General features: G+C 41.7%; 26 protein-coding genes and 1 other annotated feature. Of the genes, 5 read left to right on the top strand and 21 right to left on the bottom strand.

Annotated features, from left to right (window positions below; genetic code table 11):
* Window positions 1-133: 133 nt before the first annotated feature.
* The 6 genes from recA to yfmF form a co-directional block, all read right to left on the bottom strand.
* Window positions 134-1,177, bottom strand: coding sequence for a recombinase RecA (gene recA, locus IGI41_RS00190; RefSeq protein ID WP_086273128.1), 1,044 nt, complete (start codon window positions 1,175-1,177; stop codon window positions 134-136).
* 104 nt (window positions 1,178-1,281) lie between these two features.
* Window positions 1,282-2,520 (bottom strand): competence/damage-inducible protein A, encoded by a 1,239-nt coding sequence (locus tag IGI41_RS00185; RefSeq protein WP_430610561.1) that lies wholly within the window; start codon window positions 2,518-2,520, stop codon window positions 1,282-1,284.
* An 82-nt stretch (window positions 2,521-2,602) separates the two neighbouring features.
* Window positions 2,603-3,184 carry a CDP-diacylglycerol--glycerol-3-phosphate 3-phosphatidyltransferase gene (gene pgsA / locus IGI41_RS00180; protein ID WP_430610560.1) on the bottom strand — a complete coding sequence of 194 codons (582 nt, stop codon included), beginning with the start codon at window positions 3,182-3,184 and terminating at the stop codon, window positions 2,603-2,605.
* A gap of 87 nt (window positions 3,185-3,271) precedes the next feature.
* Window positions 3,272-4,171, bottom strand: coding sequence for a helix-turn-helix domain-containing protein (locus IGI41_RS00175; protein ID WP_430610559.1), 900 nt, complete (start codon window positions 4,169-4,171; stop codon window positions 3,272-3,274).
* A gap of 368 nt (window positions 4,172-4,539) precedes the next feature.
* Window positions 4,540-5,838, bottom strand: coding sequence for an EF-P 5-aminopentanol modification-associated protein YfmH (yfmH, locus tag IGI41_RS00170; protein ID WP_430610558.1), 1,299 nt, complete (start codon window positions 5,836-5,838; stop codon window positions 4,540-4,542).
* Window positions 5,831-7,099, bottom strand: coding sequence for an EF-P 5-aminopentanol modification-associated protein YfmF (gene yfmF / locus IGI41_RS00165; protein WP_430610557.1), 1,269 nt, complete (start codon window positions 7,097-7,099; stop codon window positions 5,831-5,833). Before yfmF ends, yfmH begins: the two co-directional genes overlap by 8 nt.
* A 158-nt stretch (window positions 7,100-7,257) precedes the next feature.
* On the opposite strand from yfmF, the gene mscL reads away from it, so the two are divergent.
* Complete coding sequence (mscL, locus tag IGI41_RS00160) at window positions 7,258-7,707, top strand: large conductance mechanosensitive channel protein MscL (protein ID WP_430610556.1); 450 nt, start codon at window positions 7,258-7,260, stop codon at window positions 7,705-7,707.
* Between the two features lie 20 nt (window positions 7,708-7,727).
* On the opposite strand, the gene IGI41_RS00155 is transcribed toward mscL, so the two are convergent.
* The 12 genes from IGI41_RS00155 to IGI41_RS00100 form a co-directional block, all read right to left on the bottom strand.
* Window positions 7,728-8,180 (bottom strand): GNAT family N-acetyltransferase, encoded by a 453-nt coding sequence (locus IGI41_RS00155; protein WP_430610555.1) that lies wholly within the window; start codon window positions 8,178-8,180, stop codon window positions 7,728-7,730.
* A gap of 72 nt (window positions 8,181-8,252) precedes the next feature.
* Window positions 8,253-8,498, bottom strand: coding sequence for a Veg family protein (locus tag IGI41_RS00150; protein ID WP_054117044.1), 246 nt, complete (start codon window positions 8,496-8,498; stop codon window positions 8,253-8,255).
* 84 nt (window positions 8,499-8,582) lie between these two features.
* Window positions 8,583-9,140 (bottom strand): sigma-70 family RNA polymerase sigma factor, encoded by a 558-nt coding sequence (locus IGI41_RS00145; protein WP_430610554.1) that lies wholly within the window; start codon window positions 9,138-9,140, stop codon window positions 8,583-8,585.
* Between the two features lie 79 nt (window positions 9,141-9,219).
* Complete coding sequence (locus IGI41_RS00140) at window positions 9,220-9,750, bottom strand: NYN domain-containing protein (RefSeq protein ID WP_430610553.1); 531 nt, start codon at window positions 9,748-9,750, stop codon at window positions 9,220-9,222.
* Window positions 9,750-10,565 carry a 23S rRNA (guanosine(2251)-2'-O)-methyltransferase RlmB gene (gene rlmB / locus IGI41_RS00135; protein WP_430610552.1) on the bottom strand — a complete coding sequence of 272 codons (816 nt, stop codon included), beginning with the start codon at window positions 10,563-10,565 and terminating at the stop codon, window positions 9,750-9,752. The genes IGI41_RS00140 and rlmB overlap by 1 nt, the downstream gene beginning before the upstream one ends.
* Window positions 10,519-10,953, bottom strand: coding sequence for a Mini-ribonuclease 3 (locus IGI41_RS00130; RefSeq protein ID WP_430610551.1), 435 nt, complete (start codon window positions 10,951-10,953; stop codon window positions 10,519-10,521). Before IGI41_RS00130 ends, rlmB begins: the two co-directional genes overlap by 47 nt.
* Window positions 10,950-12,356, bottom strand: coding sequence for a cysteine--tRNA ligase (gene cysS / locus IGI41_RS00125; RefSeq protein ID WP_430612656.1), 1,407 nt, complete (start codon window positions 12,354-12,356; stop codon window positions 10,950-10,952). The genes IGI41_RS00130 and cysS overlap by 4 nt, the downstream gene beginning before the upstream one ends.
* Window positions 12,340-12,885, bottom strand: coding sequence for a serine O-acetyltransferase EpsC (epsC, locus tag IGI41_RS00120; RefSeq protein WP_430610550.1), 546 nt, complete (start codon window positions 12,883-12,885; stop codon window positions 12,340-12,342). The genes cysS and epsC overlap by 17 nt, the downstream gene beginning before the upstream one ends.
* A 63-nt stretch (window positions 12,886-12,948) precedes the next feature.
* Window positions 12,949-13,148, bottom strand: a binding site (T-box leader).
* The gene (gene gltX, locus IGI41_RS00115; protein ID WP_430610549.1) at window positions 13,145-14,602 is read right to left on the bottom strand and encodes a glutamate--tRNA ligase; all 1,458 of its coding nucleotides are present in this window, start codon (window positions 14,600-14,602) and stop codon (window positions 13,145-13,147) included. It overlaps the preceding feature by 4 nt.
* Before the next feature lie 166 nt (window positions 14,603-14,768).
* Complete coding sequence (locus IGI41_RS00110) at window positions 14,769-15,902, bottom strand: PIN/TRAM domain-containing protein (protein WP_430610548.1); 1,134 nt, start codon at window positions 15,900-15,902, stop codon at window positions 14,769-14,771.
* Between the two features lie 128 nt (window positions 15,903-16,030).
* A complete protein-coding gene (gene radA, locus IGI41_RS00105) occupies window positions 16,031-17,401 on the bottom strand; it encodes a DNA repair protein RadA (protein WP_430610547.1) in 1,371 nt (456 codons plus the stop codon).
* Window positions 17,402-17,445: 44 nt separating this feature from the next.
* Window positions 17,446-17,955, bottom strand: coding sequence for a dUTP diphosphatase (locus tag IGI41_RS00100; protein ID WP_430610546.1), 510 nt, complete (start codon window positions 17,953-17,955; stop codon window positions 17,446-17,448).
* Window positions 17,956-18,144: 189 nt separating this feature from the next.
* Between IGI41_RS00100 and proB the strand changes: the two genes are divergently transcribed.
* From proB to IGI41_RS00085, 3 genes are all read left to right on the top strand, one after another.
* Window positions 18,145-18,960 (top strand): glutamate 5-kinase, encoded by an 816-nt coding sequence (gene proB, locus IGI41_RS00095; RefSeq protein ID WP_430610545.1) that lies wholly within the window; start codon window positions 18,145-18,147, stop codon window positions 18,958-18,960.
* Entirely contained in the window at window positions 18,957-20,201 is a 1,245-nt protein-coding gene (locus IGI41_RS00090; protein WP_430610544.1) for a glutamate-5-semialdehyde dehydrogenase, read from the top strand. The genes proB and IGI41_RS00090 overlap by 4 nt, the downstream gene beginning before the upstream one ends.
* A 225-nt stretch (window positions 20,202-20,426) precedes the next feature.
* Window positions 20,427-20,630, top strand: coding sequence for a hypothetical protein (locus tag IGI41_RS00085; protein ID WP_086273108.1), 204 nt, complete (start codon window positions 20,427-20,429; stop codon window positions 20,628-20,630).
* 64 nt (window positions 20,631-20,694) lie between these two features.
* Here the strand turns inward: IGI41_RS00085 and IGI41_RS00080 are convergent, their stop codons facing one another.
* Window positions 20,695-21,513 (bottom strand): ZIP family metal transporter, encoded by an 819-nt coding sequence (locus IGI41_RS00080; protein WP_430610543.1) that lies wholly within the window; start codon window positions 21,511-21,513, stop codon window positions 20,695-20,697.
* A 205-nt stretch (window positions 21,514-21,718) separates the two neighbouring features.
* On the opposite strand from IGI41_RS00080, the gene IGI41_RS00075 reads away from it, so the two are divergent.
* Entirely contained in the window at window positions 21,719-23,341 is a 1,623-nt protein-coding gene (locus IGI41_RS00075) for an ABC-F family ATP-binding cassette domain-containing protein (protein ID WP_430610542.1), read from the top strand.
* Between the two features lie 76 nt (window positions 23,342-23,417).
* Here the strand turns inward: IGI41_RS00075 and IGI41_RS00070 are convergent, their stop codons facing one another.
* Both IGI41_RS00070 and IGI41_RS00065 read right to left on the bottom strand, forming a co-directional pair.
* On the bottom strand, window positions 23,418-24,293 hold the full coding sequence (locus IGI41_RS00070) for a DegV family protein (protein WP_430612882.1): 876 nt from the start codon (window positions 24,291-24,293) through the stop codon (window positions 23,418-23,420).
* 156 nt (window positions 24,294-24,449) lie between these two features.
* On the bottom strand, window positions 24,450-25,742 hold the full coding sequence (locus IGI41_RS00065) for an adenylosuccinate synthase (RefSeq protein ID WP_430610541.1): 1,293 nt from the start codon (window positions 25,740-25,742) through the stop codon (window positions 24,450-24,452).
* Between the last annotated feature and the right edge of the window lie 201 nt (window positions 25,743-25,943).

The following is a 25,943-nucleotide window of genomic DNA, read 5'->3' as shown; positions in this document are numbered from 1 at the left end:
AAGAGTGTCAACTTTAAATGATGGGGAAGTTGCTTTAAAAATCGCTTTTTACAAAGACAATGATGAATTGTTTTAGGTGCAAGACAATCAAAAAAACCAAACAACAGCGTTGTTTGGTTCACTTCATTCATGGTTATTCATCTAACGGCAATTCGTCTTGACCTTCTTCAATCTCGATCGTTTCACCCGTACCAATACCATAGGCATCACGGACACGAGTAGAGACTTCTTGCATCATTTCTGGATGTTCACGCATATAGTTTTTGGCGTTTTCACGACCTTGACCGATACGATCACCTTTATAGGCATACCAAGCACCACTTTTATCGACAATGTCTTTTTCGACTGCCATATCCAATAATTCGCCTTCTTGAGAAATACCCAAACCATACATCATATCTACTTCAGCGACTTTAAAAGGCGGCGCCACTTTGTTTTTGACAACTTTTATTTTGGTACGGTTACCGATGATATCCGTACCAGATTTCAATTGTTCTGCACGACGAACTTCTAAACGAATGGTCGCATAGAATTTCAATGCTCGTCCACCAGGTGTTACTTCTGGATTACCAAACATGATCCCAACTTTTTCACGAATTTGGTTGATAAAAATCGCGATCGTTTTGGTTTTGTTGATCGAGCCAGATAGTTTCCGCAAAGCTTGTGACATCAAGCGGGCTTGGAGTCCTACATGGGCGTCTCCCATCTCGCCATCGATTTCTGCTCGTGGTACCAAGGCAGCTACTGAGTCAATCACGACGATATCAACAGCACCACTGGAAACCAATGCGTCTGCAATTTCTAGTCCTTGTTCCCCAGTATCTGGTTGCGACAATAATAAATCATCGATATTGACGCCTAGTTTTTGGGCATATTGTGGATCTAAGGCATGCTCAGCATCGATAAACGCTGCTGTTCCGCCATTTTTCTGGACTTCCGCAATGGCATGTAAAGCAACGGTTGTCTTCCCTGAACTTTCTGGACCATAGACTTCGATGATCCGACCTCTTGGAAAGCCGCCTACACCTAATGCAACATCCAATGCCAATGAACCACTTGGAATCGTAGAAATTTGTTGATCGACTTTCTCACCAAGTTTCATCACGGCACCTTTACCATAGTTCTTCTCAATCTTCTTTAGTGCAGCATCTAAGGCTGCTTTACGATCATCTGCCAAACGGATAATCCCCCTTATATATTCATCACTTTCGTGTGTCATTCATAAGATAATAATAGCCTTTCTATCACAAAATTGCAAGAAAAAACGAACAAACATTCGCATTAACTTAATAATTCCTTACGTATTAGATCTAAACCTGCCATTACGGCACTATGTCGAATATAGGCGCGGTCACGGCTAAAGGTATAACAGTCGCTTGTCACACCTTTTGCAGATGCAAGCGCGATCCATACCGTCCCTTTAGGCTGACCTTCTAGCGCGTCTGGTCCTGCAACCCCCGTAAATGAAACGGCATAGTCTGTACCTGCTGCATGGCGCGCTTGAATCGCCATCGCTTCTGCACATTCTCGACTCACTGTACCAAAGCGTCTCAGTAACGCTGGATCGATATCTAGTAGCTTGCTTTTCAACGCTGCAGAATAAGTGACGAATCCGCCAGGAAAGACCTCAGAGACGCCAGGAACAGTCCCTAAGGTTGCTTGAAACAACCCAGCGGTCAAACTTTCTGCTGCTGTGACAGTTTTCTCTTTCTCTTTCAATAGGCCCACTACAACTTCCACCAATGAATTTTGTTCTCCATATCCATAGAAGAAAGTGCCGACACGGGATTGAATCACAGCTTCAAGTTCATCCAGCTGTTTGATTCCTTGTTCAGGATTCGTTGTTTTGACTGTGAGGCGTAATGTGACTTCGTTGGGTTTCGCATAAGGTGCAATCGTTGGATTCGTCTGTCCAGCGATCAAATCGGTCAATGAGGCCGCTAGTGCCGACTCTCCAATTCCATAATAGCGCAAGACACGGGAAATCAGCTGCTCTTTTTGTGGAAAGGCACGTTTCAACAATGGATTGACTTGCTCCAATACCATCGTCTTCAACTCACTTGGCGGTCCTGGCAATAATAAGTACGTATGGGTTTCATTTTGATAAAAAATACCTACAGCCAACCCATTATTGTTTGGTAAAGCGATCCCGTCTTTGAAAACCAGGGTTTGCCGCAAGTTGTTCTCAGTCATCACACCTTTTCTCGTTTTGAAAAATGCTGCCAACTGCGCATAACCCGCAGGATCTCGCACCAATTCTTGCCCTACGTGTTGGGCGGTGACTTGTTTGGTCAAATCATCTTCTGTTGGGCCTAGACCGCCACATAAAACAATCAACTCACTACGCTTTTCAGCCGTAATCAGTAATTCTGCCAAACGGTTCGGATTATCACCGACCACACTATGGTAATAGACATCGATACCTAGTGCAGCCAATTCCTCTGATAAAAAAGTTGCATTGGTATTCACCACCTGTCCTAAGAGTAATTCTGTTCCGACTGCGATGATTTCTGCTTTCATGATATTGCTCCTTCACAAACAAGTACGCACTTGCTGTTTTTATTGACAAAAAAAGTTCAGAAAACTTCTGAACTTTACGATCTTACATTGAGCCTTTAAAGACATCTGTATTTTTGATGAAATAATCGACTCCAGAATAAATAGTGAAAATCAAACATAAATACAACATGATTTGATCAACTGGGATACCGACCAATGCAAATGGCAAGTTATTGACGAATAAGAAGATAATGGCCACCATTTGTGTGGCAGTCTTGATTTTCCCTGGCCAAGCAGCAGCCATCACTTCGCCATTTTGTTCGACCAGCAGCAAACGCAAACCAGTCACAGCCAACTCTCGACAAATGATGATCGATACGACCCAACCGGGTGCTTTATCTAATTCAACAAGCATGATAAATGCGGTCATGACCAACATCTTATCCGCTAAAGGATCGGCAAATTTCCCAAAATTAGTCACCAGGTTTCTGGAACGAGCGATGTTGCCATCTAACCAATCTGTGAAACTCGCTACAGCAAACAAAATTGCTGCCACTAAATGAGTGGTGGGCAATACAACATCGCCGGCGGTCATTGTGCCTAAATCAATAGGCAACACCAAGACCAAGATAAAAATCGGGATCATAAAAATACGTAAAACAGTTAGTTGATTGGGTAAGTTCACGAATTAAACGCCTCTCTCTTCGATTATTGTGCGCAAAATCAGCCAAATGGACCACTGATTCTCCTTCAAATCGGTTATTTATTGCTTTTATTCTGCAGCATCTGCATAACTAATCGTCATATTGACCGTTTTTTGTAATGATTCATATTGGGGGTCAGTAAAATCAACTGTTTGACCATTTGCTTCAATAGTTACATATTGGCTCGCACCTAAGGTCAACACCGCATTATCAGCGCCTTCAGGCAACGTCGTCGTTTGTGTTTCCCCTGCAGCCAATGTGTATTGATAGACATAGGCACCATCTACTTGCACCCCTATCCAGCAACGTCCGTCAACCCCGGTAAAACTCAACGTCAATGGGTCTTGCGCATGTTGGACATCGATCGTGATCGCCGATTGCGAAGAATTGCTTGCTGTCATGCGCATCTCTTCAGTTGAACTTTCTGTCGTCGATTCCACAGTACTGGAACTACTCGATGTACTGCTTGTACTCGCTGTGGTCGACGAGGCATCGGATGCAGAATTTTCAACGACTAATGAGGAACTGCCTTGGATCATCGGTGACGCATTGCGGTCTTGCCAAGCCATATAGCCCACGATACTGATGATTGTTACAGCGACCAAACCTAGTAATATCATCGGCAAATAACGAATAATAAAGGAGCTGTTCTTCTCAGCTACGTGTTGGGCTTTTCGAGAACCACTAACCGTTTCTGGTTGTGGGCGTTTTGGCAATGGCGCTGCTAACGTATCTTTTCCATCGAACACAGCCACCAATTTATCCCCATCTTCCCCAACAGCAGCAGCATATTGACGGATAAATGCCCGCACGTAAAAGGTGCCTGGTAATTGTGCAAATTGATCCGCTTCGATTGCTTCCAAATACCTTTTTTGGATTTTGGTCATTTGCTGCAACTCAATCAATGAAATATTCTTATCTAAACGGGCTTGCCGTAATTTCGTTCCAATCGTTGTTTCGTTGGCCACTCGCTCATCTACTCCAGTCTTTAATCATTTTAGTCAAAAAGTCCTTAAATATGTTAGGCGGACCTATATTCTTGATTTTTCTCTTGCTTACTAAATATAACATTTTTTTCTGGATTTTTTTGAAAAACAAGAAAAAAAGTTTACTTCAATGTTTAAAGAATACCATAAAAGAAAACCTGCAGACCACGCTGCCTTCAACACGCAAACAAAATTTAATACTTTTTATAAAAAATGATGGTTATTCGCAACAAAAAGAATATCTTGATCAAAACTAGATTTGGCATTGCTGTCACTTTAAGGCCTCAATCATCGTTTGCATCAAAGATATTCAAAAATAACGAGCCTTCAATCAACAACTAGACAGAAACTTACACCGTTTCTGATGGATACATATAAAAACGGCTAAAGGAAGCTGGATCGATAAAAGATGCCCCCGCAGCTTTGATATCTGCTAAAGTAATCGATTGGATCACTTCTGGCAAGTCAAAGAGTGTAGTCTCGCCAAACAGACTCTGGGTAAATTGATTCGCGATAAATTCAAGTGAATTCAATGATTGGAAATATTTGCCAAGCATTTTTTTCTTTAGCAGGTCAAGATTTTCTTGGTTGATCTCAGGATCTTCCTCTGCATGCAGCAAAATCTTTTCCACTTCTGCCAACATTTCTTGCGGTGTTTCTGAATCACCAGAAAAATCAGCAAAGTAAAAGCCTCGGTCCAAATTGACTTCAAAACCAAAGGTATCATCGATCGTTCCGTCATCATACAAACGCAAATAATTGGCTGATGTATTACCAAAAAGCAATTGGAACAACAGATTCAATGCATTTTTGAAGCGTAACAACTCCCGACCATCTCTAGGTAGTTTCTCCAGTGCCCCTTTGATCCCTAAAACTCCTTTCGGCCGTGTGACTGGCATCCGCATACTTGACTCTATTAAGATATCCGCCGTCGTTTCTGTTGGAAACTGACGGATGATCTCTTTCGCTTCAGGAAACACCTTATCTTTTTGGTTCTCCTTGATCCAAGCCATTGTTTCTTCAGGATCAATATTGCCAACAATAAATAAGACCATATTGCTCGGTTGATAAAATGTATTGTAGCAAAGATACAGATCTTCTGCGGTGATATCAGCGATACTTTTTACAGTACCCGCAATATCGATATGCAGAGGATGTTTTGGATATAAATTTTTGATAATGCCAAAAAACTGTTGCCAATTTGGATCATCATCGTACATTTGAATCTCTTGTCCAATGATTCCTTTTTCTTTTTCGACGGTTTCTTCCGTAAAATAAGGTGCTTGGACAAAATCAAGCAGCGTATCTAAATTCTTTTTGATTTGATCCGTTGCAGAAAATAAATAACTGGTTTTAGTAAAGCTGGTGAAAGCATTCGCCGAGGCGCCTTGCTGCCCAAATTTTTGGAAGACATCCCCGTCTTCTTTTTCAAATAATTTGTGTTCAAGGAAATGGGCGATTCCGTCAGGTACTTGTTTCAAGTCATCTGGATGATAGCCAAAATGATTGTCAACAGAGCCATAATTGGTGCTAAACAGACCATAGGTTTTATGAAAATCAGCTTTTGGCAATAAGTATACTTGTAATCCATTATCTAATACTTCTTCATATAGGGTTTCATTGATTTGTTCATATATTTTTTTATTCATGCGCGACCTCCTTGTTTAAGAAGAACATCGCTTGCAAATGCACTTGTTGTGCCAAGCGTTTCACATCAGCGATACTGACTTTTTCCAAACGCTGCATAAATGTCTCTTCTGTCATTTCAGAACCTGGTACCCATTGATTCAAGTAGGCGGTCTCGATCAATGCTTGCGGATTGTCTAAAGAAAGCAAATATTGATTTTTCAGCATTGCTTTTGTTTGTGACAATTCTTCAGCTGTCACTTCACCTTGCTGCAAACTTTGTAATTGTTCTTCGATCAATGTGAATACTTTGTCGCGATTTTGGCCATCGATGCCTGTTTGGACAGATAGATAGCCGCGGAAAGTATCGATCGTGCTTGATGCATAGTAGGCCAAGCTGGCTTTTTCTCGTACATTCATAAATAGTTTAGAATGAGGAAAACCACCAAAAAGGCCATTAAATACCATCAAAGCGATCCGATCTTCTTGATCATAATAGACACCTGTATGATAGGCCAAATTTAATTTGGCTTGGGTAATAGGTTCTCTAGTGATTTTTTCACGGATAACATTTTCAACTGGTTGCTGATAAAAAACTGACGGTGGTTGACTCGTTCGATCAGTAAAAGGCAATTGTGAAAAGATTGTAGTGATCGCCTGTTCTTCTACATCACCGATCACAAAGATATCGATTTGGTCTTCATTAAGCATGGACTGATAGGTTTGATATAGATCCTTTGCTGTAACTTCAACCAAATCTTCAGGACGGCCAAAGCTCGGGTATTTTTGATGTGGATCATTGGCAAAATACAGTTCTTGCAATGCCAGTGATGCTAAAGCTTGCTTATCTTCTGCTACGCTCTTCATGTAAGAAATCAAATTGTTTTTTTCGATCGTAAAGTTTTTCTCATCAAAGTGATCCTCTTGGCTATTTGGATAAAACAACACTTGTTCAAGAAATGCCACGGCTTCTGAAAGCAGCGTTGCATCAGCTACATATTTGCCATTGACCAATGACATTGCAGCATTGATTTGATGGAGATTGCCCCGCTTATTGACATTCATTCCGAAACTGGCACCATATAATTCGGCCAATTTACTGCTGAAGGCAGTTTGGGTTGGATAAGCCAAACTTGTTGTTTCCAACAAACTGGTCAATAATGTCCGTTTGGCTGTCTGCGCAACATCTAATGACGCAGTGAAACGAACGAAAATACGAATCGTTTTATACTTTTGTGTGGGCAATACTGTTAAATGGACACCTTTTTTTAATTCGATCGTCATATGACACCCCTTCTCATAACAAAGATTATCTTCTCAATTATAGCATAGCCTGCTTGTTTTCTCCTTGAAACAAGGATAGTCTTTTATTGACGAGCGTTTTTTTTTATAAATCGTCTGTTTTTCGCTATACTATTGATAAAGTTTAGGAGGGAAAAGTTATGATCAAAGAATTTAAAGAGTTTATTTTACGGGGCAACGTCATCGACTTAGCGATCGGGGTTGTGATTGGGAGTGCCTTCACTGCTATCGTAACAAGTTTAGTCGAAGGATTATTGACACCACTCGTTACTTGGGTATTATCTTTATTTGGAAGCGCAGATGCCTTCGCGGGTCTTGTTTTATCACCAAAGGAAAATGTTGTATTTGACTTTGGGCAAGTGATCAACGCTCTTATTACGTTCTTGATTACAGCTTTTGTTTTATTCTTGATTGTCAAAGCCGTCAACAAATTACGCAACTTGCATCCACAAGAAGCAGAAGAGGAAGTACCAGAAATCACTGCTGAAGATTACTTAGAAGAAATTCGCGACTTGTTAAAGGCACAAACGACTGGTTCTTTGCCAAATGAACAACTGGATCAATTGTTTGATTCAAAAACAGAGAAATAAACAAAAGAATCCTTTGCCAACTAGAATGAATCAGTTGCAAAGGATTCTTTTTGCATATCGATATGCAAGATGCCATCCTCTTCATAAGGCGCACCGATTGATTTAAAGCCATACTGCCCGTAGTAGCCAGCTAAATGATGTTGGGCACTGATCTGGATATTGCGTTTTGGATAAAGTTGCTTGATTTGCTGCAGGATCTCGTGCAATAGACGGTGCCCTTCTCCTTGACCCCGATAGGCTGGTGCGACCAACACGCGCCCAAAATGGACCTGTTCATCTTGTAAAAAGATACGGGCATAGGAGATGATTGTTTCTTGTTCATCGACCGCCCATAGATGGTAGGCAGATTGATCAATGGCATCGATCTCCTGGTAAGCGCATGCTTGCTCCACTACAAAGACAGCAGTACGTATTTGTGCCAGCCGATAAAAGGTTTCCGCCGACATCTCTGTTAATTGTTTGCATTCAAACACGCAATGATCCTCCTTTCTTACGCAAAATTTGAAAAACAAAAAAGAGTCAACGATTCGTCAACTCTTCTGTCATTACACTGCTTCTGATAAAAATTCAATTTCAACTGTTCTTGTTAAGATATCCGAATAGCTGTAAGAAACGCGTTCAAATGAATTTTCATTTGGATCCAAATCTACGACAAAAACAGAAGGATATGTTTCAGTCAAAACACCGCGACGCTCGGTTTGACGCTTACGTCCAGTTTGAGCAACCAGCATAATCTCACTACCGATACGGCATTCTAAATCTTTCTTGATCGTTGCTAAAGTTGTTGGCATCGCATTCACCTCGAGCAACATCATACCACGAATGGCAGAAAAATTCAAGTTTACCATAAAAGAATTGTAGTTTCAATAAGATTTTTATGAACCTGATATAAAAAGCGCTATCATTTTTGTTTTACCGCGATTGAAAGCGTTTTTTATTTTGTCGTAAGGCAGCTTTTCTTGAGCGGCAATTTGTTCAAGTTCTAATCCTTTAAGGAAATTCATTATAACCAATCCTTCAAGTTTCGATAACTCTTTGGGATAATTCGGCAGTGCGTCATGAATGACCATCTGCGCTTCTACGCGTTCTTTTTGCTGATTATTGTCTGTGAGGAAATGTCCGCCTTCACTATCGATTTTTTCTTCTAATGAACAAGCATCGGCTTGTGCCTTCCTTTTTTGCGCTTGCTGAGTACGCAACAGGCTGCAAATACGGTTTTCGAAAGAACGTTTGAACAAGACACCAATCGTTGTTCCTTTATCAGGATCGTATGCTTTGAGGCATTTATCAAATATGATTCTGCCCTCTTGCAGCCAATCATCGAAATCATAATCTCTCAAGTAGTATTTTTTATAAAGAATCTCTACCACCGGTTGATATCGCCGAAACATCTCTTCAAAACTGTCTGAGTATTGCCTTTCTTTACATGCCATTCATGTCACTCCTTTTGTATATGTGTGAATACAAAAAGAGCGTAACATAAATGACTCCCCTACTTTCTCATTTACCAGTTCAACTTTGTCCCTCACTCAGATCGTGTAATTTCTTATTCAATTCTGCCAATTGTTCCGCTGTCCAAGGTGAATTGCGTCGAAAATCTTTAAATGACAAGTCGGTTTGGTGCTGATGGATCTCTTTTTCGGTTTTTTCAATACTCTTGTAGAGTTCACGAGCGGATGTCCGTAAAGCGCCCTGAGAAAAAATCACCCATTGTTCAGCTAAATCGCTGGTCGCTACTGTGACTTGTGTCAAACGATTATTTAATTCGCCAGCGACTCGTTCGATGTAGCTATCTGCCGTTTCGCCTTCTTCAGTAAAGATGACATCTAATTGATATTTGGTATAACTTTGGGTAACGCCTGGTACCAATTGTGCATCAAAAACAACAATGATCTTTAATCCTTCGTATTTTGAATAATTGGATAAACGATTGAGCAAAGCTTCTCTTGCATCTTCCAATCGATCTTGGTTTTTTAAAAGAACAAGTTCTGGCCATGCACCGATCATATTATACCCATCCACGATCAGCAGGGGATTCTTCATTAAGAAACCCCATTTCGACTCGTGTAGGCTTGATACATCAATAACCCAGCGGCAACACTAGCATTCAAACTTTGAACATGTCCAGTCATCGGAATAGTCAACATTTGATCGACTTCTTTTTTGAGTCCTTCGCCCATGCCACGTCCCTCATTACCGATGATCAATCCAACAGAACCTTGGGCATTCCATGTGCGATAATCACTGCCGGCCATATCAGTCCCAAAGATCCAAAAGCCGGCTTTCTTTAATTGTTGGACTGCTTGCGTCAGATTGGTCACCCGCGCAACTGGAACGTGTTCCACTGCACCAGTTGAAGTTTTGACTACAACTGGTGTAATGCCGACTGCTCGATGTTTGGGAATAATGATGCCATCGATTCCGCTTGCGTCAGCTGTTCTTAAAATAGAACCAAAGTTATGGGGATCTTCTAGGTTATCCAAAATCAAATAAATCGGGTTTTCTCTGGTTTTTTCCAGCAACTCATCAAGTGTCAAATATTGATAAGGGGTAATTGCCAATAGCATCCCTTGATGGACCCCTTGATCACTCATTAGATCCAGTTTTTGTTTTGGGACCCATTTCACTGGTACAGCTTGTTCCCGCGCGGCTTCTTTCAAAGTGTCGATTTTTTCTCCCCGTGCATCTTCTGATAGAAATAATTTATTGCCGCGTCCTTCTTTCAACGCTTCTGTAACTGCATGAAAGCCAAAAACGAAATTGTCTTCCATGGCGTCACTTGCTGTTTCTTTCGGACGATCATTTCTAGGTTTAGCGTTTTTTTTGTTGGGGCGATTTCTTTGTTGTTTTTCTCGCATCATCTTCTCCTACTTTCTTAATACACCAAGCTACCAGCTCGTCTAAGCGTTCTTTTTGTTGGGTCAGGTGCAAATACCCAATCAAGGATTCAAAGCCTGTAGCGATTCGATAGGTGGTTATATCGGCATTTTTGGCGCCGGTATGACTCTTGCTGTTTCGACCACGGCGATAAAAATCGTGTTCTTCTTCAGTTAAGATTGCTTCATCCAGCATTTTTTGGATCAATGCCGCTTGTGCTTTGGCAGAGACGTAATGGGTCGCCATATGATGCAGCTGATTGGGTCTGGTTTGTCCTTGTGCCACTAAATAATCACGAATATAGACTTCATAGATGGCATCACCGACATAGGCTAAAGCCAAACCATTCAATTGTTTATAATCTCTCATGCTTCTCGTCTCCATCTTGTTCCTTGCGGGGTATCTTCCAAAATGATGCCTTGTTCTTTCAGCTCATCGCGTATCTGATCACTACGGGCAAAATCTTTCGCTTGTCGCGCAGCGATTCGTTCATTGATCAAAGCTTCAATATCTTCATCTAGCAACGTATCCGTCACAAAATAGATGCCAAAAATACTCAGCCATGCACTAAACTTTGTTACCGCAGCGGCCAAGACTGCCAAATCAGTTGTTGGATCTTCACTCGCTAGATTAATCCATTTGGCAAGTTCATAAACGACTGTGATACCGTTGGCAGCATTGAAGTCATCATCCATCTCTGCCACAAAACGCGCTTCAAATTCGGCCAAAACGGGCACAGCTTCTGTTGTTTCACTGACTTCACTATTCGCCAAACGAAAACGGGCATTTTCATAAGTCGTGCGCAATTTCTGCAAGTTGGTTTCCGCTTCTTTAACGGTTGTTTCACTGTATCTGATTGGTCGGCGATATTGCGTCGTTGCCAAGAAAAACCGCAACACTTGCGGATCGACTTGTTTGACCATTTCATGGACCGTTACGAAGTTCCCTAGTGACTTACTCATTTTTTCTTCTTGTTCACCAATAGTCACATACCCATTGTGCATCCAATAATTGGCAAAAGTATGACCCGTTTTGGCTTCACTCTGGGCAATTTCATTTTCGTGATGCGGGAAGGTCAAATCTTGTCCTCCGCCATGGATATCAATGGTATCACCCAAGTGTTTGGTAGCCATCACTGAACATTCAATATGCCATCCTGGACGCCCCGGTCCCCATGGAGATGCCCAAGAAATCTCACCTTCTTTGGCTGCTTTCCACAACGCAAAATCTAATGGATCTTCTTTAAGCTGCTGCTCATCGCCGGTACGTTGACTGGCGCCTACTTCTAATTCATCAATGGATTGATCACTCAATTGGCCGTAAGAAGCAAATTTTCGGGTACGGTAATACACATCCCCTTGGACAGGATACGCATAGCCTTTTTCAACAAGAACTGCAATAAATGCCACGATATCATCAATATGGTCCATTACCCGTGGATTCAGTGTGGCTGGTTTGACATTCAATGCCGCTGTATCTTCGTTGAAAGCTGCGATGAAACGCTCTGCAACGGCAGGTGCCGTGGTTTCTAATTCTTTGGCTGCGCGAATGATTTTATCATCGACATCCGTGAAATTCATTAAATAGTCCACTTCATATCCGCGATATTCCAAGTAGCGGCGGATCGTATCAAATGATACGGTACTGCGGCCGTTGCCGATATGGATATAGTTATAGACAGTTGGTCCGCAAACATACATCTTTACTTTGTTTGGGACTAAGGACTGGAATACTTCTTTTTGACGTGTCAATGTATTATAGATTTTGATCATCATGGATAACCTTCTTTCCTTTGATTCGTGCGACTTGTGCCGGGATTCCAACTGCTGTTGCCCCTGCCGGGATATCCTTCAATACGACTGCACTGGCGCCGATTTTTGCCCCTTCACCAATGGTCACTGGGCCTAAGATTTGGGCATGAGCGGATATAAATGCTCCTTTTTTGATCGTGGGGTGACGTTTACCGCGATCTTTCCCTGTTCCGCCTAAAGTGACACCATGAAACATCACGACATCATCTTCGATAATTGCTGTTTCACCGATTACGACGCCCATCCCATGATCAATAAAAACGCCTTGACCGATTTGCGCACCGGGATGAATCTCGATCCCTGTCAGGAAGCGCCAAAATTGGGCGGTTACTTTGGCAATGAAATACATGTGATGGCGAAATAAAAAGTGGGCCCAACGATGCCAAAAAAGGGCATGAAAACCGGGATAAGTCACGACGATTTCCAATGTCGAGCGTGCAGAAGGATCGTTTTTTTTAGCGGCTGCAATTGCTCTTTTGAACCAAGTCATCTTTTCACCTGCTTTATACTAACTTTATGTACAAAAAAACGTCTTTCAAATAAGTTTCCTTATCCAAAAGACGCTTTTCTGCGTGGTTCCACTTTTGTTTGCAGATCCATGTCTGCCTCAAAGCGGGTAACGTCCGCTAGACCGTCTTTGACTTGCGCCAAAGCCACTCATAGGTGCATTTCCTGTCCTTTTATGATCACTTGCACCACCCGTGATCTCTCTAAAATAAAAGCAACAGTACTTCGTCTATTCATTGTGTTTATAACACATTATTCAAATGGTCAAGGGCTTTTTCTTTCCCTAATAATTCTACAGTATCTGGTAATTCTGGTCCATGGGTTTGACCAGAAACAGCAACACGGATCGGCATAAATAAGTTCTTGCCTTTGATGCCTGTTTCTTTTTGGATCTCTTTGATTGCTGCTTTAACTGCTGCAGCTTCAACAACTGGCAATGCTGTTAATTTTTCTTTGAAGGCTTGTAACACAGTCGGCACTGTTTCACCAGCCAATACTTCTTTTGCTGCATCATCTAATACAGGATGTTCATCAAAGAATAAGTCAGATAAATCAACGATTTGCGCGGCATAGCTCATTTGTGGTTGATACAATGAAACGATTTTTTGCAGCCAATCTTGCTTTTCAGCAGCAGTTGCTTCATCGATCCGTCCAGCTTTGACCAAATAAGGCACACACATAGCTGTCAATTCTTTTAAGTCCATTTGTTTCATATATTGGTTGTTGACCCACTCTAATTTTTTGGCGTCAAAAGCAGCAGGCGATTTGCTCAAGCGTTCTGGATCGAAGATCTTGATCAGTTCTTCTTGAGAGAAGATTTCTTCTTCTCCAACTGGCGACCAACCCAATAGTGCGATGAAATTGAACATTGCTTCAGGTAAATAGCCAAGTTCGCGGTATTGTTCGATAAATTGTAAAATCGATTCATCCCGTTTGCTTAATTTTTTACCCGTTTCACTGTTGATGATCAATGTCATATGGCCAAATTCTGGTGCTTGCCAGCCAAAAGCTTCGTAGATCATCAATTGTTTTGGTGTGTTTGCAATATGGTCATCTCCACGTAACACATGGGTGATTTTCATGTGGTGGTCGTCAACGGCAACGGCAAAGTTATAAGTTGGCATGCCATCACGTTTTTGGATGACAAAGTCGCCGCCAACATTGTCTGATTCAAAGACGATTTCGCCTTTGACCATGTCATGGAATTTGTATTCCGTATTGCGAGAAACACGGAAACGAATGACAGGTTCCAACCCTTGGGCTTCTTTTTCAGCTTGTTCTTCGGGGGTCAAATTGGCACATGTTCCACCATAATGCGGCATTTCGCCACGGGCTCTTTGGCTTTCACGTTCCGCTTCCAATTCTTCTTCCGTACAGTAGCACTTATAAGCACGGTTGCTTGCAAGCAATTGATCGATCAGCGGTTGATAAAGTTCCCCACGTTCTGATTGACGATAAGGGCCGTAAGCACCTGGTTCAGCAGGAGATTCATCCCAATCCATTCCTAGCCATTTCAGGTTTTCTAGCTGGCTTTTTTCACCGTCTGCAATATTTCTTTTTTGATCCGTATCTTCGATTCGGATGATAAAATCACCATCGTTGTGACGGGCGAATAAATAGTTGAATAAAGCCGTCCGGGCGTTGCCGATGTGTAGATGTCCTGTTGGACTTGGCGCGTAACGTACACGTACTTTCGTCATTGTTTTCCTCTTCCTTCATCTGATTTTCAAACAATAGCTATTGTTTGAACGCATATTGGTCTGTTTATCAAACATATCGAAAAAAACAAGACCCTCAGCTAGAATTGTACAATCAATGGGCAAAATAGTAAAGGCAACTGACATATTTTACGCCAGTTGCCATCGATTATTTCTCTGTTTTTGTTGCTTCGTGGTTATCGATCCCGCGGCCTGAGTGGGCAGGTTTCGCAAAAATCATTCGACCAGCGGCTGTCTGCAAGGCACTTGTGACAACAACATCGATATGTTCATTCATATAATGCTGACCATCCTCCACCACGACCATGGTGCCATCGTCAAGATAAGCCACCCCTTGTTGTCGTTCAGTTCCCGCTTTGACAACTAAGACGTGCATATTTTCGCCTGGAATCACCACCGGTTTGACTGCATTGGCTAAAGCGTTGATATTCAATACAGGCACATTTTGAAACTCAGATACCTTGTTTAAATTATAATCATTGGTCACCACGATGCCGTCCAGCAACTTAGCTAGTTTGATCAATTTGCTGTCGACTTCAGAAATATCTTCGAAATCACCCTCATACATTTCGACTTCAATGCCATCTTCTTTTTGCAAGGCATTTAAAATATCCAAGCCCCGCCGTCCACGGACACGTTTTAAGCTATCACCAGAATCGGCAATATATTGTAATTCATAAAGGACAAAATTAGGAATCAGCAAAACACCTTCCAGAAAACCCGTTTTCGCTATATCATAGATGCGGCCATCAATAATGACACTGGTATCTAAAATTTTATACTTATGAAAATGGTCAGCGAATTTCCGCTCCAACATTTGTTGTTCTTCTTGTGTTTCGTTTTTCTTATTTTTTGGTGCAAAGACTTTCTTCCATTCATCGATGCGTGTTGTGCCGATTTGGAAACCAAGATAACCCAATAATACCATTACTAGAATGGGGGCAATGCCGTTGATGAAGGGGATGTCCCAGTTGTAAAAAGGAATCGATACGATGACACCGATCATCAATCCGATGATGGCCCCGATCGCCCCGAAAAGAAGATAAGTCAGGCTCAATTCACTTAGTTTTTCTTCGATTTTACGTATTCCAGCTGCAATAGATTTAGCTAATAGTAAAGATAATAAAAAGAAAATAAGGGCTCCAAGCAAACTATTAGTAATATTATTGTTCAGCCAGTGATTTTTATCCTGTCCAATGGTCTGCCAAGCAACGGGCATCAATGAAATCCCCAGACTTGCACCTGCCAGCACCATTAACGCGGTAATGACTCGTTTCTGCATACAATTTCCTCCATAACTTGTTTTTTTGCATCATTTGCCTTGAATCTGATAAATATTGGTTGCGATTGAAAGGGAACATCATCAAGAACCAACCCGATAGACGATTGGTTCTTGAGGTTCGCATAAGATCAATGAAAAACTTTTCGCAACGTTTCTGACAATGTCGACACGCCTTCGACTTCGATTCCTTGCGGCGGTTTCCAACCAGTTAAATTATTTTTTGGCAAGTAGACTTTTGTAAAGCCTAATTTTTGCACCTCTTTTACCCGCTGTTCGATGGCATTGACCCGACGGATCTCTCCGGTCAAGCCGATTTCACCGATGAAACACTCGGTTGGGCTCGTACCTTTTTCTTTATAACTGGAAGCAATACTGATGGCAATCGCCAAATCAATCGCGGGTTCATTTAATTTTACACCACCTGCTGCTTTTAAGTAGGCATCTTGATTTTGCAGCAATAGCCCAGCACGTTTTTCCAAGACAGCCATGATCAATGAAACGCGATTAAAATCTAGTCCGGTCGTCGTACGCTTGGCATTGCCAAACATTGTTGGCGTAACTAACGCTTGGATCTCGACCAAAATGGGCCGACTGCCTTCCATCGCCACAACGATTGCCGATCCTGTTGCTCCTTCTAAACGTTCTTCAAGAAAGACTTGTGAAGGATTGGCCACTTCTTTCAATCCGCCTTCTTCCATCTCGAAAATACCAATTTCATTGGTTGAGCCAAAACGATTTTTGACAGCGCGCAAAATCCTGAAACTATGATGTTTTTCTCCTTCGAAATACAGCACCGTATCCACCATATGTTCTAACATCCGCGGTCCGGCAATCGATCCTTCTTTGGTTACATGACCGACAATGAAAATGGCAATACCATTGGTTTTAGCCAACTTTAACAGTTCCGCAGTCGTTTCTCGCACCTGGCTGACGCTGCCAGCAACACTGGTGATGTCTGGTTGCGTCATGGTTTGGATCGAATCGATGATCACATAATCTGGTCGAATCGTATCGATGGCTTTGCTGATTTCAGACATATCCGTTTCAGGATAGAGATAAAACTCCGTATCGATTGCCCCTAAACGTTCCGCCCGCATCTTGACTTGTTCCGCACTTTCTTCCCCCGAAACATATAAGACGGTCCCGCCAACTGCCGCCAACTGCTGAGATACTTGCAGCAGCAATGTTGATTTCCCAATCCCAGGATCACCGCCAATCAAAATCAAAGACCCTGGAACCACGCCACCTCCTAACACACGATTCAATTCCGCTAAACGGGTTTGGACCCGTGGTTCTTTCTTCGGGATGACATCTGCGATTTTCGTTGGCTGCATCCGCTGGCCAGTCAATGTGGTTCGAACCCTGCGATCCGCGTTTTCTTGAATCACTTCCTCTACCATCGAATTCCAACTGCCGCAATTGGGACATTTTCCTAAATACTTAGGTGAACTATACCCGCAATTTTGGCAGACAAACTGACTTTTTGCTTTTTTTGCCATCTATTTCCTCCATGATCTAGGTTTATCCGACTAGTTGCCTCTAGTTATTGATCCGAAGAGCCAAATCCACCCGAGCGACTGCTGGTCGTCACATCTTGATCTGCTTTTAAAAAAGGCAAGAAAATACCTTGACCGATACGTTCGCCTTTTTTGATCATCACATCTTTAGGACCAAAGTTGCTAAACTGAAACATGATATGGCCTTCGTTATCGTCATTATTGTAATAATCGCTGTCAATGACACCCACGCCATTCGTCAATATTAAAAAGCGTTTCAATGGATTGCTGGATCGATTGGTCAATTGCAGATATTCATCGTTGCCCATATACGCTTTGATGCCCGTTGGTATCAATGTTGGTTTCAATTGTTTTTCAGTTTCTTTATCAAAGATTGCTTTCACACCATCGATAAGGCCAGCTTTCCAAATACTTGGAATCACTATATCTTCAGCCGCTTCAAAATCATAGCCTGCTGCATGATGGGTTGCTCGTTTTGGCAACTGGATATTTTTTTCTTGATAATCAGTCACAATCTCAAATCCTCTTAATTTCATAGGTTCCTCCAATAATCAAACATTATAGTTATTTTAGCATAGGAAGACTGATTTTCTTCATGGAAAACTTAATTATCGCAAAGTCTTTACAATTTCTTCGAATCAAATCAATAAAATGCAAAAAAGAGCATGACGAATCAGACTTTTGCTAGTACAATAGTAAAAATATCAAAAAAGAGGCGGTGTCCCATGCGGGAGTCTTTAAAACATAAAAAACGAATTGTCATCAAAATCGGCACTAGTTCATTGATCTATCCCAATGGCAATATCAATTTATCGGGCATCGACGAATTGGCATTTGTCTTAACCGATCTGCAAAACCAAGGAAAAGAAATTATTTTAGTTTCATCCGGGGCCATTGGTGTCGGTATGAATAAACTAAACTTAAAAGAACGGCCAAAAGAGATTCCACAACAACAAGCGGTGGCTGCTGTTGGTCAATCAGAACTAATGACTATCTATAATCAGCGTTTTCAAACATACAGTCAGCAAACGGCGCAATTACTTTTGACGCGTGATATCATCGCGTTCCCCCAAAGCCGAAAAAATGTCTGCAATACCCTTGAGCAACTTATCTCAATGGGCATCATTCCCATCATTAATGAAAATGATACTGTTGCAGTCGATGAACTGGATCACTTGACCAAATTTGGCGATAATGACCAATTGTCAGCAATCGTTGCCCAATTGACAAACGCTGATCTGCTGATTATGTTGTCAGACATCGATGGTTTTTATTCAGCCAATCCTGCCACTGATGCCGCAGCTAGCTTGTATGATGAAATCAATGAGATCACGCCAGCACTTTTGGCACAAGCAACTGGAAAAGGCAGTCCTTACGGAACCGGCGGAATGACCAGCAAATTAAAAGCTGCCCAGCGGATTTTGGCAAGCAATGGCCAAATGATTCTTGCCAATGGCCAACAACCCAAGATCATCTTTGATTTATTGGCAGGCAATCAATTAGGTACCTACTTTTATAGTCCAGAGGAGGAAAAGATATGATCGATTTGAATAAAATTGGTATACAAGCCCAGGCGAGTGCCCACGAACTAGGGCTGATGTCCACAAAAAGCAAGGATGATTTATTGTTGCAGATGGCCGATGCGATTGAAAATAAAACTGAGATGATTCTTGCGGCCAACCAAAAAGATCTCGCAGCTGCGCAGCTGAAAAAAATCAATCAGACACTCATGGATCGACTAACATTGACTGCTGCACGTATTTTAGACATGGCCGATGGGATAAGAGCTGTCGCTCAGTTGCCTGATCCAATCGGACGTGTCGATCAAATGTGGCGCAACGCGGATGATTTGCTGATTGGTCAACAACGGGTTCCTTTAGGGGTCATTGGCATCATCTATGAAGCCCGGCCGAACGTGACAACAGACGCAGCCAGTCTTTGTTTTAAATCAGGGAATGCTGTCATTTTACGCGGTGGCAAAGAAGCCTTTTATTCTAATGAAGTTCTGGTCACTATTTTGCAGCAAGCCTTGACTGACAATGGCGCATCCCCTCACGCCATTCAATTTATCACAGATACCAGTCATGAAACAGCTGCTGAAATGATGCGTTTGAACACCTATATCGATGTCTTGATCCCGCGAGGCGGCGCCGGCTTGATCAAACGTGTAAAAGAAACAGCAACCGTGCCTGTGATCGAGACTGGCACCGGCAACAATCATGTCTATGTCGATCAATCTGCGCAACTGCCAATGGCTTTATCGATCGTGATCAATGCCAAAATCCAACGTCCTTCTGTCTGCAATGCGATCGAAACGATTTTGGTCCATGAAGCAATAGCGGATACATTTTTACCCCTATTGGCTGAAGAATTAGGCAATCAAGTTGAATTACGGGCAGACGAAAAAGCCCGTGGATTTTTGCCTCACGCAAAACCCGCTACTGAAGAAGATTGGGAAACGGAATTTTTAGATTATATTTTGGCTGTCAAAATCGTGTCTTCCCTTGATGAAGCCATCAGCCATATCAATCGCTACAACACAAAGCACTCAGAAGCCATCGTGACGGATGATTATTTTGCTTCTCAACGCTTTTTGAAAGAAGTAGATGCAGCAGCTGTTTATGTCAATGCATCGACACGATTCACGGACGGATTCATGTTTGGCTATGGCGCAGAAATCGGTATTTCGACCCAAAAACTGCATGCTAGAGGTCCCATGGGCTTAGAGGCATTAACATCAACGAAATATGTCATCTATGGTGAAGGCCAGATCCGACCATGATCGCGCTCTTTTTATTCCCCAAAAAACCCGCTTTGCACTGATTAGTGTGAAGCGGGTTTTTGGTTACTTCTTCATATGCTCGTTTCTCCATTCTTTTTTCTCCTGATTCATTATGACAAACCATCTGACTGCCGACGTAGAAATAATTCCGCCTAAAGTTGGATGTGTGAAGAAGTATTTCTTGATATGCTAGTGATAAGATAAAACCCTTTAGGAGGCGTCACTATGAATACACAAAGTTTATTAGGCAAAATCGTTGCTGTTGTGGCCGTTTTGATTTTAGCATCAGCTGTTCTTTCTTTAGTTTTAGGATTGATCGGTGGATTGATTGGATTGATCTTCCGTTTTGGCATTCCATTGTTGATCGCCATTTGGATCGTTCGCTGGCTGACGGCTGTTCGTCAACGCCCAAGAAAATATTATCGTTGATTGCATTGATCGACAAAAACCAGTGATACTGCAGGATTTATCTGAGCAGTACCACTGGTTTTTTTTATCCTAATGCAACATCCAATATCATCATCAAAATAAATCCGATCATCACGCCAAAAACGGCAAAATGTCGTCGACTAGTCAATGTTTGCTGCGCTTCTGGTATCAATTCCTCCACAACCACATAAATCATGGCGCCGGCAGCGAAAGCTAAGGCATACGGTAAGATAGCAGACATACTTGTGACCAGCACGGCACCGATCACACCCGCAATCGGCTCTACGATTCCTGAAGCCTGACCATAGACAAAAGCCTTTTTGCGGCTAAGTCCTTCTTGTCTTAAAGGAATCGATACTGCTGCGCCTTCTGGAAAGTTCTGAATCCCGATTCCGATGGCGACAGATAAGGCGGCTAAAATCGCAGCCCGCGGATCCTCGGCGCTGGCAGCAGCACCGAAAGCAACACCGACAGCCAAACCTTCAGGAATATTGTGTAAAGTAATCGAAAAGACAAGCAAGATCGTCCGCTTTAGATGACTAGGCAACCCTTCTGTTTCATGGTTTGGGCCGAAATGCATATGGGGCAATGTTTTGTCTGCGGCATACAAAAACAACCCGCCCAATCCAAAACCGATACTCACTACAAGCCAAGGAATATCCCCATTTTCTTGGGCACGAGCGATCGCTGGATCCAGCAGCGACCAAAAACTAGCAGCAATCATCACCCCTGACGCAAATCCTAGCATTGTATTTAAGACATTCTTGTTGATCTCTTTGAAAAAAAATACCAAGGCAGCTCCCAGAGCGGTCATTGCATAGGTAAATGCGGTTCCAGCAAGTGCTTGTTGCCAGGGAGACAAACTGACAAGCCAATCAATCATTTTCCATCCTCCTTATGAATTGTTCTTACACTTACTCTAGCACAGGAAAAGAATCGGTTCTACTATCAAGACAACCCATTGTCGGTTTTTTGACCATTTTGTTCCTGCATGCTGATTTAATCCTTATGTTTACTTGAAAGTTTCAACATTCATCGCTATAATGCTAGGAGACTCCATGTCAATCTATATAAAGTGAGGAAAAGAATTGATTACAGTAAGTGATGTAAGTTTGCATTTTTCAGACCGCAAACTATTTGACGATGTTAATATTAAATTTACGCCTGGTAATTGTTATGGTTTGATTGGTGCAAATGGTGCTGGTAAATCAACTTTTTTAAAAATATTATCTGGTGAGATCCAGCCGTCAACCGGCAATGTCTCTTTAGGACCTGATGAACGGATGGCTGTCTTAAAACAGAACCATTATGACTACGAAGAATACACAGTGATCGAAACTGTTATCATGGGCCATAAACGTTTATACGAAGTGATGAAAGAAAAAGATGCCATCTACATGAAAGAGGATTTTACTGATGAAGATGGGATTCGCGCTGCTGAATTAGAAGGTGAATTTGCTGAACTTGATGGTTGGGAAGCTGAACCAGAAGCAGCTGTTCTTTTACAAGGGTTGAACATCCCTGAAGAATTGCACCACTTGCAAATGAAAGAGTTAACGGCTGGTCAAAGAGTCAAAGTATTGCTGGCACAAGCCTTATTCGGCAAACCTGATGTCTTGCTGCTAGACGAACCTACCAATGGATTGGACATCCAATCGATCAATTGGCTAGAAGAATTTTTGATCAACTTTGAAAATACAGTCATTGTTGTATCCCATGACCGCCACTTCTTAAACAAAGTGTGTACCCACATGGCTGACTTAGACTTTGGCAAAATCAAGCTATTTGTTGGAAATTATGACTTTTGGTTAGAATCTAGTCAATTGGCTGCCAAGCTGCAATCACAATCAAATGCCAAAAAAGAAGAACAAATCAAAGAATTACAAGACTTTATTGCACGTTTCAGCGCCAATGCGTCGAAATCAAAGCAAGCAACTTCACGTAAGAAAATGTTAGACAAAATCACCCTTGACGATATCCAACCATCGTCTCGTCGCTATCCATTTGTTGGGTTCAAACCAGAAAGAGAGATCGGTAATGACCTCTTACAAGTGGACAATGTCAGTGTTACAATCGATGGCAAGAAAATTCTCGACAATATCTCTTTCACATTGAATAAAGACGATAAAGTCGCTTTTGTGGCCAATAGTGATATTACCACTACCACCTTATTCAAAGTCATTATGGGTGAAATCACGCCTGATACAGGCAGTGTTCGCTGGGGTGTGACAACACAACATGCGTACTTGCCAAAAGATACGACCAATGAATTTGACACCGACATGCCAATCGTTGATTGGTTGCGCCAATATGCGGGCAAAGAAGAAGATGACAATACCTTCTTACGCAGCTTCTTGGGACGGATGCTCTTTTCTGGTGATGAAGTATTGAAACCAGTCAATGTCCTTTCTGGAGGAGAAAAGGTTCGCTGTATGCTATCGAAACTAATGTTGTCAAAAGCCAATGTGTTAGTCTTGGACGACCCAACCAATCACTTGGACTTAGAATCGATCACCGCCTTAAATGATGGCTTGATGGCTTTTACCGGCTCATTGCTATTTGCATCTCATGACCATCAATTTATTCAAACCTTAGCTAACCGTATCATTGCGGTCTCTAGTAAAGGCGTGGTGGATCGTGCCGAAACGACGTACGATGAGTTCTTAGAAAATAAAGATGTTCAAAAACGTGTTGCTGAATTGAACGACTAAAAAAATGCCAGTTGATTCCTGCTTGTTCAGGGGAATCAACTGGCATTCTTTTTTTATTCATATTTCGGTAAACAGCTTATGCAGGGTCTATTCGACCTGTACCAAAAGAAAAGACAGCAAGACAACCATATCCTGTATGACTAGAGATCGTTGGACCCAAAGGATAATGATGAATGACTACATCTGGCATTTTTTCCTTTAAACTTGCAATGACTTTTTCAGCTGCTTCATCGTCTCCAGCATTCGCAAAATAGACTGTCTTCGTTTGAGAGGCTTGCAGATTGGCGATCGTATGGTCCACGATGTTTTGAATCGATTTGTTTCTGCCCCTCACTTTATCGACATTTCGCAGTTTTCCATCTGTATCAACCGTTATGATCGGTTTCACATTCAATAAACCACCAATTGCAGCTGCGGTTTTAGAAATGCGTCCCCCACGTTCCAATTGTTTCAAGTCATCCACTGTCACCCAAGAATCTAATAGTAATTTATGGTCTTCGACCCATTGGCTGACTTCCAACAATGAAGCGCCAGCTGCTTTGCGTTGTGCAGCTTCAGCAACCAAAAAGCCTTCCCCTAAACTTGCTGACTTGGTATCGATCAGAGAAATATTGACCGCTTCATATTCTTCTTTCAACAACGCCACAGCTTGAACGGCGCTTTGAAACGATCCGCTCATACCAGAAGAAAAACCTAAATATAAAATAGGTGTTCCTGCTTCGACATACGGGCGAAAATATTCCATATAGCGCCCCACATTGATTTGTGAAGTTGTTGGTTGTGCATGTTCTTTCAATTTTTCTAAAAACCAATCCGTATCAAAGGATTGACCCATATCATCCGTATACTCTTTCCCCTCTAACGCAATCACCATCGGAATATAAGCAACATCTAGTTCAGCTAATCGTTCCGCAGGCAGATCGCAACAAGAATCAGTTATCAGTTGAAACATGATTCCCACCCCTTTCATACCATTCATTATAGCAAAAAAAAAGCACGACAAAAATATTTCACACGCTCAGAACCAAATAAAACAAATGTTTTCTTTAATTCCATTGGCATGTCCTACTTTTGCCCTGCTTTAAAATGATAGTTGCTTTGATTTTGTTTAGATCTGAGCCCAAACACTTTCTAAAATATTGGTTTGATTTCGATCAGGTCCAACTGAAAACGTTGAAATACGCACACCGACTAATTCTGATACACGATGCACATAGTTTCTTGCATTTTCAGGCAAATCAGCCAACGTTTTACAATTGGTGATATCTTCAGACCAGCCAGGAAGCTCTTCGTAAATAGGCTTACAACGATTCAACTCTTTCAAACTTGCTGGATAATGGTAGATTTTTTCACCATCTAATTCATATGCCGTACAGATCTTCACTGTTTCTAAACCACTCAAAACATCGATCGAATTCAATGATAAGTTGGTGATTCCTGAAACCCGTTTTGAATGACGCATCACAACCGTATCGAACCAACCGACACGTCGAGGTCGACCAGTTGTTGTACCGTATTCACGTCCAACTTCACGAATTTGTTGTCCTGTTTCATCAAATAGTTCAGTTGGAAAAGGGCCATCTCCCACACGAGAGGTGTAAGCTTTACACACCCCTACCACTTTGTTGATTTTTGATGGGCCGACACCACTACCAATCGTTACGCCACCAGCAACTGGATTTGAAGACGTAACAAATGGATAAGTTCCTTGGTCAATATCTAACATGACACCTTGTGCACCCTCAAATAAAACGCGTTTCCCCGCATCTAATGCATCGTTTAAAATGACTGATGTATCTGTCACATATTGTTTGATTTGTTGCCCATAAGCATAATATTCTTCAAATACATCTTCAAAATCAATCGGTTCAGCATCAAACATTTTAACAAATTGACGATTTTTTTCTTCCAGATTGATCCGTAAACGTTCTTCAAAAATCTCTTTATCTAATAAATCTGCGATCCGAATGCCGACACGTGCCGCTTTGTCCATATAAGCGGGTCCGATTCCTTTGATCGTGGTGCCGATTTTATTTTCACCTTTTGCGTCTTCTTGCAGCTGATCCAATTGGATATGATAAGGTAAAATAACATGTGCTCGATCAGAAATCTTCAAGTTTTTTGTTATTATATTATTTTCTTTCAGGTATGCCAATTCTTTTACAAGTGATTTAGGATTAACCACAACACCATTGCCGATCACACTGATTTTATCCGCATAAAAAATCCCTGAAGGAATCAAATGCAATTTATAGGTCACACCGTCAAATTTAATTGTATGTCCCGCATTGTCGCCACCTTGATAACGTGCAATGACTTCCGCGTTTTCACTTAAAAAGTCCGTAATCTTTCCTTTACCTTCGTCGCCCCATTGTGTACCTACTACTACTACAGATGACATAAAATGACCTCTTTCTTTGTTTAATGCATTCCTTATGTATTGTAACAAGTTTCGCAATGGCTTTCAATCTAAAATCGAATAATTATTTTTATTTTCTCTTTTTTTAGATTAAAAAACGAACTATTTTGCGATGATAAAAAAAAATAGCATTTAAAAACGAATAAAAAAGACACACTCTTTTCTAAAGAGGTGTGTCCGACG

It is taken from the genome of Enterococcus sp. DIV0876 (assembly GCF_050529585.1).
In the GTDB taxonomy this organism is placed as follows: domain Bacteria; phylum Bacillota; class Bacilli; order Lactobacillales; family Enterococcaceae; genus Enterococcus_D.
This window is presented reverse-complemented; position numbering and strand designations above follow the sequence as displayed.